The sequence below is a fragment of the Nonomuraea fuscirosea genome (assembly GCF_003001935.1).
GTDB lineage: Bacteria > Actinomycetota > Actinomycetes > Streptosporangiales > Streptosporangiaceae > Nonomuraea > Nonomuraea fuscirosea.
The window spans coordinates 150,421-168,083 of the sequence record NZ_PVNG01000016.1 but is presented as its reverse complement, the minus strand read 5'-3'; the positions used below and the strand labels follow the sequence as shown (position 1 = coordinate 168,083).

The 17,663-nt window shown below is 72.4% G+C and carries 15 protein-coding genes and 1 pseudogene; 7 read left to right on the top strand and 9 right to left on the bottom strand.

The annotated features are described in order from the left end of the window. Positions 1 to 177: 177 nt before the first annotated feature. Together B0I32_RS33665 and B0I32_RS33660 are read left to right on the top strand one after the other, a co-directional pair. Positions 178 to 1,293, top strand: coding sequence for a sensor histidine kinase (locus B0I32_RS33665; protein ID WP_106246675.1), 1,116 nt, complete (start codon positions 178 to 180; stop codon positions 1,291 to 1,293). 54 nt (positions 1,294 to 1,347) lie between these two features. Continuing rightward, positions 1,348 to 1,995 (top strand): response regulator, encoded by a 648-nt coding sequence (locus B0I32_RS33660; RefSeq protein ID WP_106246673.1) that lies wholly within the window; start codon positions 1,348 to 1,350, stop codon positions 1,993 to 1,995. A gap of 111 nt (positions 1,996 to 2,106) precedes the next feature. On the opposite strand, the gene B0I32_RS33655 is transcribed toward B0I32_RS33660, so the two are convergent. Continuing rightward, the gene (locus B0I32_RS33655; RefSeq protein WP_245956192.1) at positions 2,107 to 3,162 is read right to left on the bottom strand and encodes a LacI family DNA-binding transcriptional regulator; all 1,056 of its coding nucleotides are present in this window, start codon (positions 3,160 to 3,162) and stop codon (positions 2,107 to 2,109) included. Positions 3,163 to 3,505: 343 nt separating this feature from the next. Here B0I32_RS33655 and B0I32_RS33650 point away from each other — a divergent pair, with 343 nt between their 5' ends. Next, positions 3,506 to 5,518 carry a beta-galactosidase gene (locus tag B0I32_RS33650; RefSeq protein WP_106246672.1) on the top strand — a complete coding sequence of 671 codons (2,013 nt, stop codon included), beginning with the start codon at positions 3,506 to 3,508 and terminating at the stop codon, positions 5,516 to 5,518. A gap of 134 nt (positions 5,519 to 5,652) precedes the next feature. Here the strand turns inward: B0I32_RS33650 and B0I32_RS33645 are convergent, their stop codons facing one another. The 3 genes from B0I32_RS33645 to add all read right to left on the bottom strand — a co-directional run bounded on the left by B0I32_RS33645 (position 5,653) and on the right by add (position 8,220). Continuing rightward, positions 5,653 to 6,267 (bottom strand): DUF6221 family protein, encoded by a 615-nt coding sequence (locus B0I32_RS33645; protein ID WP_106246670.1) that lies wholly within the window; start codon positions 6,265 to 6,267, stop codon positions 5,653 to 5,655. A gap of 46 nt (positions 6,268 to 6,313) precedes the next feature. After that, positions 6,314 to 7,177, bottom strand: coding sequence for a TIGR02569 family protein (locus tag B0I32_RS33640; protein ID WP_106246668.1), 864 nt, complete (start codon positions 7,175 to 7,177; stop codon positions 6,314 to 6,316). Between the two features lie 83 nt (positions 7,178 to 7,260). Continuing rightward, complete coding sequence (gene add, locus B0I32_RS33635) at positions 7,261 to 8,220, bottom strand: adenosine deaminase (RefSeq protein WP_106246666.1); 960 nt, start codon at positions 8,218 to 8,220, stop codon at positions 7,261 to 7,263. A 94-nt stretch (positions 8,221 to 8,314) separates the two neighbouring features. On the opposite strand from add, the gene B0I32_RS33630 reads away from it, so the two are divergent. After that, the gene (locus B0I32_RS33630) at positions 8,315 to 9,058 is read left to right on the top strand and encodes an alpha/beta fold hydrolase (protein ID WP_106246890.1); all 744 of its coding nucleotides are present in this window, start codon (positions 8,315 to 8,317) and stop codon (positions 9,056 to 9,058) included. A gap of 91 nt (positions 9,059 to 9,149) precedes the next feature. Here the strand turns inward: B0I32_RS33630 and B0I32_RS33625 are convergent, their stop codons facing one another. After that, positions 9,150 to 9,914, bottom strand: a complete 765-nt coding sequence (locus B0I32_RS33625) for a class I SAM-dependent DNA methyltransferase (RefSeq protein ID WP_106246664.1) — start codon at positions 9,912 to 9,914, stop codon at positions 9,150 to 9,152. A gap of 111 nt (positions 9,915 to 10,025) precedes the next feature. Continuing rightward, a pseudogene (locus tag B0I32_RS33620) lies at positions 10,026 to 10,979 on the bottom strand (RNA polymerase sigma factor); the annotation flags it as partial. 149 nt (positions 10,980 to 11,128) lie between these two features. Between B0I32_RS33620 and B0I32_RS33615 the strand changes: the two are divergent. Beyond that, complete coding sequence (locus B0I32_RS33615) at positions 11,129 to 11,785, top strand: TetR/AcrR family transcriptional regulator (protein ID WP_106246661.1); 657 nt, start codon at positions 11,129 to 11,131, stop codon at positions 11,783 to 11,785. Between the two features lie 162 nt (positions 11,786 to 11,947). Here the strand turns inward: B0I32_RS33615 and B0I32_RS33610 are convergent, their stop codons facing one another. After that, positions 11,948 to 13,402, bottom strand: coding sequence for a WS/DGAT/MGAT family O-acyltransferase (locus B0I32_RS33610; RefSeq protein ID WP_106246888.1), 1,455 nt, complete (start codon positions 13,400 to 13,402; stop codon positions 11,948 to 11,950). 25 nt (positions 13,403 to 13,427) lie between these two features. Continuing rightward, positions 13,428 to 14,477, bottom strand: a complete 1,050-nt coding sequence (locus B0I32_RS33605) for a winged helix DNA-binding domain-containing protein (protein ID WP_106246660.1) — start codon at positions 14,475 to 14,477, stop codon at positions 13,428 to 13,430. A gap of 9 nt (positions 14,478 to 14,486) precedes the next feature. Between B0I32_RS33605 and B0I32_RS33600 the strand changes: the two genes are divergently transcribed. Further along, positions 14,487 to 15,665: a cysteine desulfurase-like protein gene (locus B0I32_RS33600; protein ID WP_106246658.1), complete on the top strand. Its 1,179-nt coding sequence runs from the start codon at positions 14,487 to 14,489 to the stop codon at positions 15,663 to 15,665. A 42-nt stretch (positions 15,666 to 15,707) separates the two neighbouring features. After that, the gene (locus B0I32_RS33595; protein WP_106246886.1) at positions 15,708 to 16,544 is read left to right on the top strand and encodes a DinB family protein; all 837 of its coding nucleotides are present in this window, start codon (positions 15,708 to 15,710) and stop codon (positions 16,542 to 16,544) included. 133 nt (positions 16,545 to 16,677) lie between these two features. Here the strand turns inward: B0I32_RS33595 and B0I32_RS33590 are convergent, their stop codons facing one another. After that, positions 16,678 to 17,613, bottom strand: coding sequence for an EamA family transporter (locus tag B0I32_RS33590; RefSeq protein WP_106246657.1), 936 nt, complete (start codon positions 17,611 to 17,613; stop codon positions 16,678 to 16,680). Positions 17,614 to 17,663: the final 50 nt, after the last annotated feature.

Below are 17,663 nucleotides of genomic sequence, written 5' to 3'. Positions count from 1 at the left end.
CCCTCCAGCCGACGGCCCTCCGAGCGCGCCCGGCCCGCCGAGCACGGGCGACCACCCCACCCCGGCCCCGCGCTCCCCGAGGAGCCCCACTCCACCGAAGCCCTCCCTGCGACCTCCCCAGGAAACCCTCCGCCAACGCCTAGGAGTGGCTTTCCCGCAGGGGCCGGCCGGCTGCCGGTGGCTGATCGGCTGGGTACCGTTCTGCTTTATCTGTTCGCCTCGCTCCCCCTGCTCTTCTACGTGGTCGTGCTGGCCACGCTCGGGCCGGGGCGGGCCGGGTCCGACGATCACCGGCTGATTCTCGACATGGGCATCGGCGCGGCGGGGCTGGTCCTGCTGGGGTTCCGTGGCAGGTGGCCGGTGCCGGTAGCGCTGGCGCTGATCCTGCCGACCGTCTTCTCCTTCACCGTCACCGGTCCCGCCCTCGTCGCCTTCGCCTCCCTGGCCACGCACCGCCGCTGGCGGCAGGTGGTGCCGGTGGCGGTCGTCTTCTGGTTCTGTACGCTCGCCTCCACCCGATGGCAGGACGGCTGGGTGCTGACCCTCGTCTTCGGCGCGATCGGCGCCGCCGTGCTCGGCGTGCTCACGGTCCTCGGCCTCTACCTGCGCGGGCGCGGCGAGTGGGCGGACGCGCAGCGGGCCGCGGAGGTGGCGGCGCAGGAGCACCGGGTGGAGCAGGCCAAGCTCGCCGAACGCCTGAAGATAGCCCAGGAGATGCACGACGTCCTCGCGCACCGGATCTCGCTGCTGACGATGCTCGCGGGCGGCCTGGCCTACCGCAAGGACCTCGGCCCCGAGGAGATGCGCGAGACCGCGCTGGCGATCCAGGACAACGCCCACCAGTCCCTCAACGAGCTGCGCGCCGTGCTCGGCACGCTGCGCCGTGACGGCGGCCTGGAGGCGCCGCAGCCGACGCTGGCTCACCTGGACACCCTGTTCGAGGAGGTACGCGCGGCCGGGCAGCGGGTCGAGGTGGACGACACCGTGCGCGGCAGGGAGCACCTGCCGGCGCAGACGGGGCGGCACGCGTACCGGATCGTGCAGGAGGCGCTCACCAACGCCCGCAAGCACGCGCCCGGCAGCCCCGTGCGGGCCGAGCTCGGCGGGCGGCCGGGGGTGGGGCTGCGGATCCGGGTGAGCAATCCGGCCCCGGCCGGCGTCGTGGCCGGGCCGGGCGGGCGGCTGGGGCTGGTCGGGCTGGCCGAACGCACCCGGATGGCCGGTGGCACGCTCAGCCATGACGTACGGGACGGGCGCTTCGTCCTGGACGCCCTGCTGCCGTGGGAGGCGTGACCTCGTGATCCGAGCCATCATGGATGCCCTGTTGCCCGTGGGAGGCGTGACCTCGTGATCCGAGTGGTGATCGTGGATGACGACCCGATGGTGCGCACAGGGCTGCGTCTCATCCTGGGCGGCGAGGCCGACCTCGACCTCGTGGGTGAGGCGGCCGACGGGAAGCGGGCCATGGCCGTGATCCGGGAGCTGCGGCCCGACGTGGTGCTGATGGACATCCGCATGCCGGAGCAGGACGGGCTGACCACCACCGAGCTGCTGCTCTCCCGGCCGTCCCCGCCCCGCATCCTGGTGCTGACCACGTTCGACGCCGACGACATGGTGATGCGGGCGCTGCGGCTCGGCGCGCACGGGTTCCTGCTGAAGGACACGCCGCCGCCGAAGATGATCGAGGCCGTGCGGGCGGTGGCGAAGGGCGAGCCGGTGCTGTCGCCGAGCGTCGCCCAGCAGGTGATCGCGGCGGCCACCGGCCGTTACGAGCCGCAGCGTCCCGAGGCGGCCCGCGAGCTGGCCACCCTCACCGAACGCGAGCGCGAGGTCGCGATCGAGGTGGCCAAGGGCAGCTCCAACGCCGAGATCGCGCGGGACCTGTCGGTGAGCGTGGCCACGGTGAAGGCCAACGTCACCCGCATCTTCGCCAAACTGGGCACCGACAACCGGGTCCACGTGGCCAACAAGGTCCGCGACGCCGGCCTGCTCTGACCACATCCGACGGCCCCTCCCCAAGAGCCGGTTTCCAAGGCCCAGCGTCCAGAGCGCCGTTTTCGAGTTCGTCTTCCGATAACCGGCGCGGGGCCGATCACCGGTGCTCGGCTACGGACGGGCCCGGCGTGGCGTGGTTCCCGGTGGCCGGGCCGGGTCGGGGTGGAGCGGGGCGGTGCTGCCGCGGACGACGAGGGTGGTGGCGAGTTCGATGCGGGTGCCGGAGGGGCCCCGTGGGTGGGTCAGTTCCTCGGCGACGAGCCGTACCGCTTCGTTGGCCATGTCGTCGAGCGGCTGGCGGACGGTGGTGAGCGGCGGCGAGAGCATGTCGCACAACATCGAGTCGTCGAACCCGACCACGGACAGCTCGCCGGGCACGCGGACACCGCGCTCGGTGGCGGCCTGGTAGACGCCGGCGGCCTGGAGGTCGTTGCCGGCGAAGACGGCGGTGGGCGGATCGTCGTGGTCGAGCAGGTCGCCGCCGATCGCCTTGCCTCCGGTGACGAGGAAGTCGCCGTAGCGGGCGAGCGCCGGGTCGGAGTCGATCCCGAACGTACGGTGGGCGGCCAGGTAGCCCTCGTACCGGTCGAGCGTGCACTGCGTGTCGAGCGGCCCGCCGATGAAGGCGATCCTGGTGTGCCCCTGCTCCAGCAGGTGGGTGGTGGCCATGACGCCGCCCAGCCAGTTGGTGGCGCCGACCGAGGACAGGCGCGGGTCGCGCTGCCCGACCGGGTCGACCAGCACCAGGGGCACGTGCAGCAGCTCCTCCAGGGCGGTGATCTCGCGCTGGTCGGCGCGGGAGAGCACGAGGACGACGCCGTCGGTGTTGCGCTTGCGCACCATCCCGATCCAGCGCCGCAGGTCGAAGTCGGAGCGCGCGGACGAGGTCACGACCAGCGAGAACCCCCGCCGCGCCGCCGCCTTCTCCGCGCCGCCGATGAGCACCTGCGCCCACGGTGAGCCGAGCCCTTCGATGAGCAGGTCGACGACGCCGGCCCTGGGCCTGCTGGGCGGGCGCGGCGCCTCGTAGCCGGAGGTTCTGACGGCTTCGAGCACCTTGTCCCTGGTGGCGGCGGAGACGTGTTTCTTGCCGCTGAGGACCTTGGAGACGGTCGGCACCGACACTCCGGCGGCGGCCGCGACATCGGCCAGCGTGGCTCTGCGCACCGGATCTCCCGTTCTGCCGTGCTGCCGCGTCTCGGCGGCATCAGGACACGAAAACTTTCGGCAGTCCAGATCGGCCTGGGTCAACCCATCTGACCTGGCGGTGTCGCCGTGGGTCGAGGACTGTTGACAGTGCTATGAGCCGGAGCCTAGCGTAATGATCCGACAATGTCACGGTCATCTTTCGGCAACATTATCCGAAACTTTCCGATCCAGCAGAGGCGCGCTCCAGCAGGGGCGGAGCGGTTCTGTCAGCGCTATCAACGCCGCGCGGGATGACTCCTGATCGGGGACGCACGCGAGGCTCAAGGACCGAAGAACCATGGGAGTCAGTGAAATGTCACGCATGGCAGCCTTCCGCCGACGCGTGGGCGGTTTCGCCTTCGGCGGGGACTACAACCCCGAGCAGTGGGACCGCTCGGTCTGGCGCGAGGACGTGCGTCTCATGCGCGAGGCCGGCGTCAACATCGTCAGCCTGGGCGTCTTCGCGTGGGCCTCGCTGGAGCCGGAGCCCGGCACGTACGAGTTCGGCTGGCTGGACGAGGTCATGGACCTCCTGCACGACCACGGCGTCAGCGTCAACCTGGCCACCCCCACCGCGGCGCCGCCCGTCTGGCTCACGCACCTGCACCCCGAGGTGTTCCCGATCAGGGAGGACGGGCACCCGTTCGGCTTCGGCAACCGCCTGCACTACGACCCTTCGTCGCCGATCTACCGCGAGTACGCGGCCCGCATCACCACCAGGCTGGCCGAGCGTTACTCGTTCCATCCGGCGCTGGCGATGTGGCACATCAGCAACGAGTACGGGCCCACGTCGTTCGGCCCGGCCGCGGGGGCCGCGTTCCGGCGCTGGCTGCAGCGCAGGTACGGCGACCTCGACCGGCTGAACGAGGCGTGGACCACGCGGTTCTGGGGCCAGGTCTACACCGACTGGGAGCAGGTCGACGTGCCGCACATCCCGCGTACGTGGATGAATCCCACCCGCCGACTCGACTTCAAGCGCTTCACCTCGGACGCGCTGCTGGAGTGTTACCTCGCCGAGCGGGACATCGTCCGCTCCTTCCGCGACGACGTCCCCGTCCTGACCAACTTCATGCGCTTCTTCCGCCACGCCGACTACTGGAAGTGGGCGCCCGAGGAGGACGCGGCCGCGCTCGACATCTACCCGAACCCGGCCGAATCCGACTCGCACGTGTCGGCGGCCTTCAACTACGACCTGTTCCGCTCGCTCAAGGGCGGGCAGCCGTGGATGCTGATGGAGCAGTCCAGCAGCGCGGTCAGCCAGTGGCGGCTCAACGTGGTCAAGGAGCCGGGCCGGATGCGGCTCGGCTCGCTGCAGGCGGTGTCGCGGGCGGCCGACTCGGTGATGTTCTTCCAGTGGCGGGCCGGCCGGGGCGGGCAGGAGCGCTTCCACTCGGCGATGCTGCCCCACTCCGGGCCCGATTCGCGCACGTTCCGCGAGATCAGCGACCTCGGGCGGGAGATGCGGCTGCTGGCCCCGGTCGCCGGCACGCGCTCTCGGGCGGAGATCGCGATCGTGTTCGACTGGGACGGATGGTGGGGGCTGGAGGAGGTCTTCGGCCTGCCGCGCAGCGACTTCAGCTACACCGACACGGTCATGCGGCACTACACGCCGCTCTGGGAGCGGCACCACGCCGTGGACGTGGTGCCGCACGGGGGGTCGCTCGACGGGTACAAGGTGCTGGTCGTGCCGAACGCGTACCTGATCGACGACGAGGGTGCGGCCCGGATCCGCGAGTTCGCCGCGGACGGCGGGACGGTGATCATGTCCTTCTTCTCCGGCGTCGTGGACGCCGACAACCGGGTGCGGCCGGACGGGTATCCGGGAGCGTTCCGCGAGCTCATCGGGGCCAAGATCGACGAGTACTGGCCGGCCAGGCCGGACGAGGTGTTCGCCGTGTCCTTCGCCGATGGACGTTCGGCGACGGCCACGTGGTGGCGGGACGATCTGCACCTGGAGGGTGGCACGGCGCTGGCGACGTACGCCGACGGGCTGCTGGAGGGACGCGCCGCCGTGGTCGAGAACCGGTACGGGGCCGGGCGGGTGGTCTACTTCGCGACGCTGCTGGAGCAGGGCGCGTTCGACGACGTCGTGGCGCGGGTGGTGGCGGAGGCGGGGGTGCGTTCGCGGTTCGAGGGGGTGCCGGCGCACGTCGAATGTGCGGTGCGGGGGGACGACGCTTACGAGTACGTGTTCCTGCTCAACCACAGCGCCGCCGAGAGCGTGTCCGTTCCCGTGGGAGGGGAGGGGACGGATCTGCTCACCGGGGCGCCGGTGTCGGGCACGGTGTCGCTGGCGCCGCTGGGCGCGTCGGTGATCCAGATCGCCCGCGGGTGACAGCGGGGGCCGGAACCGGGCCCCCGACGCCTGCCAGGCCGGTTGCGCTCGCCCGCGACCGAGGGCCTGAGTCATGCCCTCGGCCCGCTGCCTCACGGCCGCCACCCGCCGCCTTCTGACCGCCATCTGCCGCCTTACGGTCGCCATTCCTCCCGGTAGCCGGGGTGGTCGGCGTAGGGGGCGGCGAGGTCGCGCAGGTCCGGGCACGGCCACGGCTGTCCGTCGTGCTGACAGCGGGGCGGGGCATCCGGCTCGGCCTCGGCCGCCGACTCGGTCCCGGCCGGCTCGGTCCCGGCCGGCTCGGCCCCGGACGGCTCGGCCCCGGACGGCTCGGCCCCGGACGGCGGTTCGGCGTTCGGGAGTGGAGCGGTCTCCGTCTGCGGGTCGTAGCCGTGCCGGGCCACGGTTCGGCGTCCGGCCTCGGTCGGCGCGGCGGGGGCGTGTCGGGCCAGGGTGCGGCGTCTGGCCTCTGTTTCGCGCAAGGTGCGCGCCGGGTCGTGGGCGGCGATGTACTCGGCGTCCTTGGCGGACTGCGCGTGCCCGGCGTCGCCGGTGATGCAGACGGCGCCGCGGAAGGGGGACAGGCCGCCGTAGCCGACGAACTCCTGCCCGTTGGTCATGGTGACGAAGTCGTCACCGTCGTACCACTCCTTGCCCGGGTCGTACGACCACGGGCCCGGCGTCGCGTCCCGCCCCCCGCGCTCGTCTTCGTCGAGCCGGGCCCGCATGAATGTGATCAGCTCGTCCATCGAGACCCATTCTCCCCCGTACGGCACCGCGCCGGCGTGATCGCCCTCAGGACGCCGGCGGGTGCCGGACCGCTCCCCCAGGGTGCACGGGCCCGCGATCGGCGTGGGAGAGCGCGACCTCGATCGCCGGGCGGTGGACCGCGAGCTGGTCCGGGGTCCAGCCCGCGGGCCCGTCTACCAGGTCAAGGGTGACGATCCGGTAGATGAGCGCACGTATCAGCATCTGCCCCCATTCGGGCAGGTGAGCCCAGCGGGCGGCCAGGGCGGGTGAGGCGCCGTACCAGCACAGGGCGTCGGCGACGGCGACGGCCGCCGCCCACGACGGCGGCCTCCAGTAGACGGGCCAGTCGATGATCGCCGGCGGCAGGCCGTCGGCGAACAGCACGTTGCCGGGCAGGTCTCCGTGGACGGCCTGGCAGGGCAGGTCGACCGGGCGGCGCGCTCGTACGAGCGGCTCCAGCAGACCGCCGGCCGCGCCGGGGACGGGCAGCTCCTCCCAGGCGACGCGGTCACCCTGGGTCCAGGGGTCCTCGCGCCGGTCGAGGAAACCGGGTCTGGGCAGGTGCGCGATCGCCTCGTGGAAGGCGGCCCCGGTACGCAGCACGTCGTCCTGCCGCCGGACGTCGGGCACACCCGGCACCATCCTGCTCGCCTCCCAGCCCTGGCTCACCCAGCCGCCACCGGCCGCCGCGACGGGACGGGCCACCCGGAAGTGCGGCGATTCGGGCAGCTCGGCGAGCACGCCGGCCCGCCAGAGCGTCTCGGGCAGGAAGCCGACCTCCTTGAGCGCCAGATCGCCGGCCCGCCACGCCCCGCCCATCCACACCGGCTCCCCCGCCGCCCCGAAGGCCGCGAGCACCTCCGGAGGCGGCGGCTCCTCTCCTTCAGGCGCGGCCCCCTCCTCAGGCACAGCCCTTCTCCCAGCCATGGGCGGCCCTTCAGGCGCAGGCGATCCCTCAGGCGCGGGCGATCCGCCGGCGGCGGGCTCGGAGGTCATGAGGCCGTCTCCGGGGTCGCCAGCCAGGCGTTCACCCCGGCCCTGAGCTCGGCCTTCATCTGTTCAGGAGCGAACGCGGCGTCGATGGAGGCGTGGGCCAGGTCGGCCAGGTCCGCGTCCGTGAAGCCGAAGACGTCGCGCAGCCGGGCGTACTCGTCGGCCAGCGCCGTCTCCCCGTCGGTGTTGATCGTGACCGTCAGCCCCGCCTCCCGCAGCCGCGGCAGCGGGTGCTCGGCCAGCGAGGGCACCAGGCCGAGCAGCACGTTGGAGGTCGGGCAGACCTCCAGGGGGACGCCGCGCTCGCTCAGTTCCGCCACGAGCTCGTCGTCGTCGAGCACCCGGATGCCGTGGCCGAGCCGCTCGGCGCGTCCCGGGCCGAGCGCGTCGCGGATGCTGTCCGGCCCGGCCGTCTCGCCCGCGTGGTGCACCAGGTGCAGCCCCGCGTCCCAGGCCGCGGCGAACACCTCGGTGAACGGGGCCAGCGGGTGGCTCTCGTCACCCGCCAGCCCGATCCCGATCACCCCTTCGTGGCGGACGGCCATCCGGTACGTCCGCCACAGCCGCTCCACCGGCCGCCGCCTGGAGTGGTCGAGCAGCACCCCGCAGTCGATCCCGTACCGCTCCCGCCCTTCGGCGAGCCCGTCGAGCACCGCCCGCAGCGGCATCTCGTGATCGCCCACGCGCTCGCCGTGCGCGGCGGCGGTGAAGGTCACCTCGGCGTAGCGGGTGCCCTGGGCGGCCTCGTCCGCGCAGAACTCGACCGCGATCCGCCGGAAGTGCTCGGCCGTGCGCAGCACCTCGCGCACCTTGGCCCGCTGGTCGGCGAACTCCCTGAAGGTGGCGAACGCCCCCTCGGGCTCGGGCGGGCCGCCGAGCTCGCGCACGGTCCGCGGCCGTACGGTGCTCTCCAGGTGAACGTGCAGGTGGGCCTTGGGCAGGGCACGTACGTCTCTCACGTGCGCCCACCCTACGCGCTGCCCGAAATCCGGTGCACCTGGTTATCGGCGGGGGTAGGAAGGGCGTGAGCCCTCGCCGGAGATGGAGCCGATCATGACCGTAGTCCTGGTCCATGGCGTGCCGGAGACCTCAGCCGTCTGGGACCCTCTCCGTGCGGTCCTGCGCCGCGATGACGTGCGCGTGCTGGGGCTCCCCGGGTTCGGCCGTCCCCGGCCCGAGGGGTTCACCGCCACCAAGGAGGAGTACGTCGCCTGGCTGACCGCCGAGCTGGAGGACCTGGCCGGGCAGGACGTCGACCTGGTCGGCCACGACTGGGGCGGCGGCCTGGTGGTGCGCCTGGTCAGCCTGCGCCCCGACCTGGTGCGCTCGTGGGTCACCGACGCCGCCGGCCTCGGCCACGCCGACTTCCGCTGGCACGATCTGGCCAGGCTGTGGCAGACGCCGGGCGCCGGTGAGCAGTTCTTCGAGCGTCGGCGCGGCCTGCCGGTCGAAGAGCTGGCCCTGCCGTACGAGGGCTTCGGCGTCCCGCGCGAGCACGCCCTGGCGATGGTGGCCGAGGCGGACGAGGTCATGGCCGGCAGCATCCTGGCCCTCTACCGGTCGGCCGTGGACGTGGGGCGCGAGTGGTCGCCCGCCTTCGCCGGCGTCCCGGTGCCGGGGCTGGTGCTGGTGGCGTCGGAGGATCCGTTCCTGGACGGGGACGCGGCGCGGGCGGCGGCGGCCAGGGCGGGCGCGGCGGTGGCCGAGCTGCCGGGCCTGGGCCACTGGTGGCTGCTGCAGGACCCGGCGGCCGGCGCGGCCCGGCTGGAGGAGTTCTGGAACAGCCTCGCCCAGTGACCGGCGACGGCCTCCCCAAGTGACCGGCGATCAGCGTGCCTCCGTACGCCGATCAACGGCCGCCCATCAACGGCCGCCGATCAGCGGCGGGTCAGGCGGCCCGGCGACGGGTGATGCGGATCTTCGACTGCTTGTGCCGGTTCTCCCAGTCCTCCATGAAGACCGCCCGCAGCCCGTGCTTCTCGGCCAGCGCGACGAGGGTCTCGGTGCGGTAGTAGAAGTCCTCCCGCAGCACCTGGTGCTCCTTGCCCTCGGTCCGGTCGAAGGTGAAGTCGAACCAGCCGTCCGGCTTCATGATCCGGCCCACGTGGGCGAAGCACTCCTCGATCACGCCGGGCGGGGAGTGGGAGAAGACGCTGTGCGCGTGGACGACGTCGAAGTACTCGTCGGGCAGGAAGGCGAAGCGCAGGTCCCGTACGGGGGTCAGGTAGGGCATCTTGTCGCCGAGCCCGTGCCTGACGATCGTGTCCTGGGCCGCCATGAGGATGTCGGGCGAGATGTCGATGCCGTAGTAGTTGCCGGTGTAGAGGTAGCCGACGAACAGCCGGCCCGCCCGCAGGTTGCCGCAGCCGATCTCCAGCATCCGGCATTCGGGCTTGAGCCCGTGTTCGAGCAGGTAGTCGAACTGGAGCCGGCCCAGGGCCAGCCAGCGTTTGTGGGTGTGCGACCCGACGGCGCCCTCGGGGTCGCGGGCGGTGTCGGACTTCATGACCGCCCGGTAGTAGGCGACGTGGTCGCGCGTACGCAGCCGGAACCACGTGTCGCGGGCCAGCCGGCGCAGATGGGGCAGGATCTTGTGGGGGTTCTTGGTCGCGTACGTCACCTGGTGGACGAGGCTCGAACGGGAGCGTTTCACGCCTTGGAATGTAGGTCACCGCGGAGGGGGCCCATGGGGCAGCGGCGACACTCTTGAGTTCCCGTTTGCGCAGCCTTTCTGTCCGCACCTCGTACCAAGCGGCGAGCCGGGTCAGCTCAGGTAGTCGCGCAGCGCCAGCGACCGGGACGGATGACGCAGCTTGGACATCGTCTTGGCCTCGATCTGGCGGATGCGCTCCCGGGTGACGCCGTAGATGCGGCCGATCTCGTCGAGGGTCATCGGCTTGCCGTCGTTGAGGCCGTACCGCATGCTGATCACCCCCGCCTCGCGCTCGGAGAGCTGGTCGAGCAGGGCGTGCAGTTGCTGCTGGAGCAGGGTGAAGGAGACGGCGTCGGCGGGGGAGACGGCCTCGGTGTCCTCGATGAGGTCGCCGAACTCGCTGTCGCCCTCCTCCCCCAGCGGCGTGTGCAGGGAGATCGGCTCACGGCCGTAGCCCTGGATCTCGCTGACCCGGTCGACCTCCAGCTCGCACTCCGCCGCGATCTCCTCGGGGGTGGGCTCGCGGCCGAGCTCGCTCTGCAGCCGGCGCTGGGTGCGCGCGACCTTGTTGATCAGCTCCACCATGTGCACGGGGATGCGGATCGTCCTGGCCTGGTCGGCCATGGCCCGGGTGATGGCCTGCTTGATCCACCAGGTGGCGTAGGTGGAGAACTTGTAGCCGAGCCGGTAGTCGAACTTCTCGATCGTCCGGATCAGGCCGAGGTTGCCCTCCTGGATCAGGTCCAGGAAGAGCATGCCGCGCCCGGTGTAGCGCTTGGCGATGGACACCACCAGCCGCAGGTTGGCCTCCAGCATGCGGCGCTTGGCCTGCGCGCCGTCGGCGGCGATCCACTCCAGGTCGGCGCGCATCTCGTCGGACAGGCCCGGCTCGGAGTCGAGCCGCTCCCTGGCGAACAGGCCGGCCTCGATGCGTTTGGCCAGCTCGATCTCCTGCTCGGCGGTGAGCAGCGGCACGCGACCGATCGCCTTCAAGTAGACCTTGACCGAGTCGGCGCCGACGGCCGCACCGCTCTCGGCAACGTTGTCGTCCAGTTCTAGAACCTCTGCTGCTTGGGACAAAACCTCACTCCTCGCTCGCTTTGGGGGCTGTGGACGGCGGCATAAACTTAGGTCGCGCCTAACATTAGGTTGCCTCAAAAGAAGAGTCAACCTAAAATAAGGTCGAACCTAAAATTTTGTGGAAGACTGCGGCTATGAGCATCGACACCTTGGGCTTGAGGGAACAGAAGAAGCGAGAGACCAGGCAGGCCATCTCTGACCACGCTACCCAACTGTTCCTGGTGCGCGGCTTCGACCGGACCACCATCGCCGACATCGCCGCCGCCGCCAGGGTGGCCAAGATGACCGTGACCAACTACTTCCCGCGCAAGGAGGACCTGGCGCTCGACCACCACGAGGAGTTCGTCGCGGGCCTGGCGCGGGTGGTGGCGGGCCGGCCTCCCGGCGAATCGGCGCTGGCCGCGGTGCGCCGGGAGTATCTGGCGGCGCTGGACCGTCGTGACCCGGTCATCGGCTTCACCGGGCCCGCGTTCACCCGGATGATCGCCGACAGCCCGACCCTGGTCGCCCGGCTGCGCGACCTGCACGAGCAGCGCGAGCAGGCGCTGGCGGCGCGGCTGACGGCGGAGGCGGAGACGACGGGAGGGGATCCGGTCGTCGCCCGCGCCGTGGCCGCCCAGCTCGCGGCGGCCGACCGCCTGCTCTTCCGCGACCTGCACGAACGCATGCTGGCGGCCTTCCCGAACGACGACGACGAGACGGCGGACGCGCTGGCGCGGGCTCTCGCCGAGACCGCGCCCCGGGTGTTCGGTCTGCTGGAGCCGGCGATCGGCGCGTACGCCGTCCGCTGAGCACGCCGTCGGCCCGGTCAGCGGATCAGCCCTTCCCGCGCCCCCACCCGTTCCCCTCTCCGCCGGACCCCGGCACCGCGCCCTCCCATAGGTTCCCCCGCTCGCGCGGCGGAAAGCTCCTGGAGGCCAACCATTCGATCTCCTCCTCCGCGGTGACGGGAGCTATCGCGGTGGGACGACGTCCACGTCGAGCAGCTCGTCCAGCGCCTCGCGCAGGTTTCCGGCCAGCTCCCACGCGTCCGGCACCATCTCCCTGTCGGTGACGACGCCGATGTCGAGCGAGCCGTCGTAGGAGAAGGCGGTGATGTTCACGCCGCCGCTCACGTCCGTGATGACCGAGACGGGATAGTGGCTGAGCAGCCGCGCCCCGCACACGTACAGGGGGAACTGCGGCCCCGGCACGTTCGAGACCATCAGGTTGATCGGCGGCGCCGCCTGGCCCACGAGGTCGAACGCGGAGCGTGAGGCCAGCCCCATGAGCGCGGCCGGCATCGACTCGCTGAACTCGCGCAGCCACCGCGCGGGGGACAGCGAGAAGCGGTCCTTGATCCGGTGCATGGCGTGCCGGACGTGGCGCAGCCGCTCGACGGGATCGGCGACGTGCACGGCCAGCGGCGCTGTCATGATCGCCACCTGGTTGCCCGGCCCCTCGTCGCCGGCCGCCCGCAGCGAGAACGGCACGCCCGCCACCAGCGGCTGGGCCGGCACGCCGCCGTGCGCGGCCAGCCAGCGGCGGAGTCCGCCGGCGCACACGGCCATGACCACGTCGTTGACCGTGACCCCGGCCTTCCCCTCCGCCGGCGACTGGAACGCCTTGCGCACCCGCTTGATCTCCTCCAGCGGCAGCGACACGAACGCGAAGCGCCGGTGCGCCGACAGCGGCCCGCTGAACGGGGTCCGCGGCGCCGGGAGCGGCGGCAGCTCCGGCACCCGGCCGCTGCCGGCCAGGCGGCGGGCCAGGCTGGAGACGGTCCCGGCGCCGGGCAGCCAGGAGACGACGGGGATCTCGTCGAGGTGCGGGATGGCGCGGGCGGCGAAGCGCACGGCGTGGGCGGGGTTGCCCGCCAGCCTGGCCAGGCCGCGCGCCAGCATGCCCGCGGGTCCCGGCGGGGCCGGGTCGTGCTCGGGCGCGGCCTCGGGCGGCGGGGCGGGCTCGGGCGTGAGGTCGAGCAGCGCGGCCAGCACGTCGGCGCCGCCGACCCCGTCCACGGCGGCGTGGTGGATCTTCGTGTAGAGGCCCATGCGCCCGCCGGACAGCCCGTGGATCAGGTAGATCTCCCACAGCGGGCGGCCGCGGTCGAGGCGGCGGGCGTGCAGGCGGGAGACCTGGTCGGCCAGCTGCCGCTCGTCGCCCGGCGGGGGCAGCCCGATCTCGCGTACGTGGTAGTCGAGGTCGAGGTCGTCCTCCTGGGTCCAGTACGGGTGGTCGAGCCCCAGGGGCACCGGCGCCAGCTTGCGCCGCATCGCGGGCACGTGCGGGAGCCGCTGCTGGAGCAGAGCCTGCAGATCGGCGCGGTTGACGTCACGGTCGAGGATCGCCAGGCCGGCGATGTTGGCCGGATTCGTGGCGGTCTCGAAGTGCAGGAACTGCGCGTCGAGTGCGGTCAGCTGCGGCATCGTCACACCTCCGTCCCCGAACCAATCAGACCTGATCCGCCAGTTCAAGCGAGCGCGTCGCGGCGTCGGGCTCGGCGAAGGCGAGCAGCCGCAGCCCCTCCTCCTCCAGCGGCTCCAGGCCGGCCGGTCCGAACGGGCTGACGAGCAGTTTGGCCTTCTTGCCCGACCGCTTGATCTGCCAGGTCCCGGCCGCGAACCCGTCGACCAGGTAGACGGCCCGCACCCGCAGGTTCTTGGTGGCGACGCGGTTCTTGTGCTCGTCGGCCAGCACCCGGGTCCGGTCCGCGTGGCCGAGGATCAGCGTGTCGAAGTCGGGCAGGAAACGTACGGGCGCGGGCACGTCACCGCCCGGCCGCGGCGCCCCCGGCAGGTCGAACAGCTCCCTTCCGGCGAAGTCGGTCACTCTGTCCAGCTCCATACCCTCCATGACCTTGCGCAGTCCGTTCAGCCCGGACCAGGTCTGCACGTCGGCGGGGGTGGCCGGGCCGAACGCGGCCAGGTAGCGCTCGATCAGGGCCGGCCTGCCGGCGGGCGCCGGTTCGATGCCGGGCAGTCCGAACGCCGCCTCGCGCGGGAAGCTCCACCGGTCCTCGGTCGGCTCCATGATGAGCGGGGTGAGCATGCGCACGGCGTACCCGAGCGCGCGGTCGTACGCGCCGGGGAACTCCGCCAGCAGCCGGGGCCGCAGCTCGTTGAAGGTCATGGGCCCCGCCGCGAGCAGCCGGTCCGCGGCGGCCACCACCGCGTCGAAGTCGATCCCGTCGAAGCGGCGGGCCGCGGCGGCCAGCACGGGCGCCACCTCCGGCCGGAACGCGGTGAAGTCCGCCGCCGTCACCAGGTGCAGCGTGGCCCGCCACAGGGTGGCCCGGACCAGCGTGCGCGCGTGCAGCGCCGCGTGCAGGTCGTCGCGCTGGAACCCCTCCAGCCGGGTCCAGACCGCCAGGTAGGGCGGGCGCGGCTCCTGCGCCTGCAGCCCGGCCAGCCGGTGCACGACGTCGGCCGCGTTCCCCTGGTGGCGGGAGAGGAGATGCTGGCGGGCCAGCGTGGCACGGTTGAGGTCGCGGAGGCTGAGCATCTACATATCATGCCCTTCCCCATTAAAGAGGTACGCGCCACGTACCCCGCGCTGTCCGACGGTTACGCCTATCTCGACGGCGCGGCCGGCACGCAGACCCCCCGGCCCGTGATCGACGCCATCGCCACCGCCTACCGGACGGGGATCGGCAACGTGGGCGGCGCCTTCCCGGCCAGCCACCGCTCCGACGCCATCGTGGCCGCCTGCCGCGCCGCCGTGGCCGACCTGGTCGGCGGCGATCCCGGCGGCGTCATCCTCGGCCCCAACATGACCACGCTCACCTACCGCCTGGCCCGCGCCATCGCGGGGCCGGGGGACGAGGTGGTGCTCTCCCGGCTCGACCACGACGCCAACGTGCGCCCCTGGACGCAGGTCGGCGCCACCGTACGCTGGGCCGAGGTGGACCCGGTCACCGGGGAGCTGCCGGTCGAGCAGTACGCCGAGCTGATCAACGAGCGCACCAGGGTGGTCGCGGTCACCGCGGCCAGCAACATCCTCGGCACCCGCCCCGACGTGCCCGCCATCGCCGAGCTGGCGCACCGGGCGGGCGCGCTGATGTACGTGGACGGCGTGCACGCCACCCCGCACGGCCCGGTGGACATGCGGGCGCTGGGCGCGGACTTCTACGCGACGAGCGCGTACAAGTGGTCGGGCCCGCACATCGGCGCGGTGGTCGCCGACCCGGCGCTGCTGGAGACGATCAGGTCGGACAAGCTGGCCTCCTCGGCGGACACGGTGCCGGAGCGGTTCGAGACGGGGACGGCGGCCTTCGCCGACCTCGACGGGGTGACCGCCGCCGTGGACCACCTGGCCGCGATGGTGCCGGGCCCGGGCAACCGCCGCGAACGCCTGCTGGCCTCGATGAGCGCGGCCGAGGAGCACGAGACGGCGCTGTTCTCCGTGCTCACCGGGGAGCTGGAGACGATGCCGCACGTCACCCTGTACGGCAAACCGGCCAGGCGCACCGCCACCGTGTACTTCAACGTGGCCGGGCACACCCCGCGCCAGGTGGCCGAGCACCTGGCCAAGCGCGGCGTCAACGTGTGGAACGGGCACAACTACGCCTGGGAGCTGACCGGCGTGCTGGGCATCCGCGACACGGGTGGCGCGGTGCGCGCGGGCCTGGTCCACTACAACGACCGCTCCGACGTCGATCGGCTCCTGGAAGGGGTGGCCCGGCTGGCCTGAACCGGAAGCGGATCGTCCTGAACCTGTCCTAACGTGACGGCCATGACCTCCGAATTCCACGAGCAGGACCTGACAGGGGCACGCTTCGAGCGCGTGACCCTGTCGGGCTCCACCTTCAACCGGGTGAAGCTGGACGGCGCGAGCATGCGGTCGGTCGACTTCTCCGGCACGCGGATCCGCGGCGCCTTCTTCGAGGGCACCCGGTTGCGGGGCGTCGAGCTGGTCGACGTCGAGATCAGCGGCGAGCTGGGACACGTCGTCGTGAACGGCGTGGACATCGCGCCGCTGGTCGACGCCGAGCTGAACCGCCGCATGCCGGACCGGGCGAAGATGCGCCCCGCCGACGCCGACGGCTTCCGCGAGGCCTGGGCGATCCTGGAGCGGCTGTGGGCGGGGACCGTGGCCCGGGCCAGGACGTTCCCGGAGGCGTCGCTGCACCGCGAGGTCGACGAGGAGTGGTCGTTCATCCAGACGCTGCGCCACCTCAACTTCGCCACCGGCGCCTGGGCGGGACGGATGATCCTCGGCGACCTCTCCCCCTGGCATCCGCTGGACCTGCCGTGGGACGAGGCGCCGGAATGGGCCGGCTTTCCGTGGGACCGCGCGGCCCGGCCCGCGCTCGACGAGGTGCTCGCGATCCGCCGCGAACGCCAGGCCATGGTCCGGCGCGTCATGGAGTCGCTCACCGAGGAGCAGCTGGCCTCCGAGGTGTCGCGTCCCGAGCCCGGCTGGCCGCAGGCCGACAGCTTCCCGTTCAGGAACTGCCTGCGCATCATCCTCAATGAGGAGTGGGAGCACCGGCTCTACGCCGAACGCGACCTGACCATCCTGGAGAAGGAGGGGGCGGGGCAGGCGCCTGTCCCGGAGGAGCAGGGCTGACCTTCACGGCGACCGGCCGGAGCCTGGCGGCGGCAGGCCGGCGGCGCGCGGTGACCGGCCGTCGCTGGCGCCTGGCGGCGGTGGGCCAGCGGCGCGCGGTGACCGGCCGTCGCTGGCGCCTCGCGGCGGCAGGCTAGCGGCGCACGGTGGCCGGCCGTCGTGGGGCGCCCAGGCGGGTGGCGGTCTGGGCGAGCAGCGCGCCCGACAGCAGGATCAGCCCGCCCACGATCTGGAACGCGCCCAGCCGCTCCCCCACCAGCGCCCAGGCCACCACCGTCCCGCCGACGACCTCCAGCGACGCCACGGTGACGGCCACGGCGGCCGTCAGCCGCCGCACGGCGTTGACCCCCATGATGTACGCGATCACGGTCGCGACCAGCACCATCCACAGGTACGCCAGCAGCACGGGCAGCCGCTGACCGCCGGCGGCGGGCGTGACGGACACCGTGAACGCCTCCCACTTCATCGCCCAGGGCCGCGCGAACGGGATCAGCACCACGGCCGCCCCGGTCATCCCCCAGGCGACGAGGCCGAGCGGATCCATCTCCGCCCCGAAGCCATCGTTCATCAGGAAATATCCGGCGGAGCACGCTGCCGCCAGCAGTCCCAGCAGCAGGCCCAGCGCGTCGAGGCGTACCTCCTGCCAGACCTCGGCGACGATCCCGAGGCCCGCGATCGCGACGACCGCCCCGGCGTACGCGGCCGGCGCCGGCCGGGCTCCGCGTACCAGCCGTACCCAGGCGACCACCATCACGGGCGCCATGTAGACGAGCAGCAGCGCGATTCCCACCGGCAGGCGTGTGATCGCGGCGAAGTACAGCGACTGCACGCCGGCCACCGCCATGATCGCGTACAGGCAGACGAACGCCACCCTGGAGCGCGGGATCCGCAACGCCTGCGGCCTGACCACGGCCAGCACCGCCACGAGCAGCAGCCCCGCCCCCGCCATCCGCGCCCACACCGCCTCCATCGGCGCCAGCCCGGCCGCGTCGAGGTACTTGGCCATCGGCCCGGAGAACCCGAAGCACCACGAGGACCCGAGCGCGAGCGCCGGCCCCGCGTACCGCATCCCCATCACCTGCCCTGACATCACGTCCAGCGACGCTGACACATCGAGCG

Coding starts and splice junctions, on each gene's coding strand:
- B0I32_RS33650 (WP_106246672.1), top strand. CDS start 3,506: ATGGCAGCCTTCCGCCGACGCGTGGGCGGTTTCGCCTTCGGCGGGGAC.
- B0I32_RS33645 (WP_106246670.1), bottom strand. CDS start 6,267: ATGGACGAGCTGATCACATTCATGCGGGCCCGGCTCGACGAAGACGAG.
- B0I32_RS33630 (WP_106246890.1), top strand. CDS start 8,315: ATGACCGTAGTCCTGGTCCATGGCGTGCCGGAGACCTCAGCCGTCTGG.
- B0I32_RS33615 (WP_106246661.1), top strand. CDS start 11,129: ATGAGCATCGACACCTTGGGCTTGAGGGAACAGAAGAAGCGAGAGACC.
- B0I32_RS33610 (WP_106246888.1), bottom strand. CDS start 13,402: ATGCCGCAGCTGACCGCACTCGACGCGCAGTTCCTGCACTTCGAGACC.
- B0I32_RS33605 (WP_106246660.1), bottom strand. CDS start 14,477: ATGCTCAGCCTCCGCGACCTCAACCGTGCCACGCTGGCCCGCCAGCAT.
- B0I32_RS33600 (WP_106246658.1), top strand. CDS start 14,487: ATGCCCTTCCCCATTAAAGAGGTACGCGCCACGTACCCCGCGCTGTCC.
- B0I32_RS33595 (WP_106246886.1), top strand. CDS start 15,708: ATGACCTCCGAATTCCACGAGCAGGACCTGACAGGGGCACGCTTCGAG.
- B0I32_RS33590 (WP_106246657.1), bottom strand. CDS start 17,613: ATGCGGTACGCGGGGCCGGCGCTCGCGCTCGGGTCCTCGTGGTGCTTC.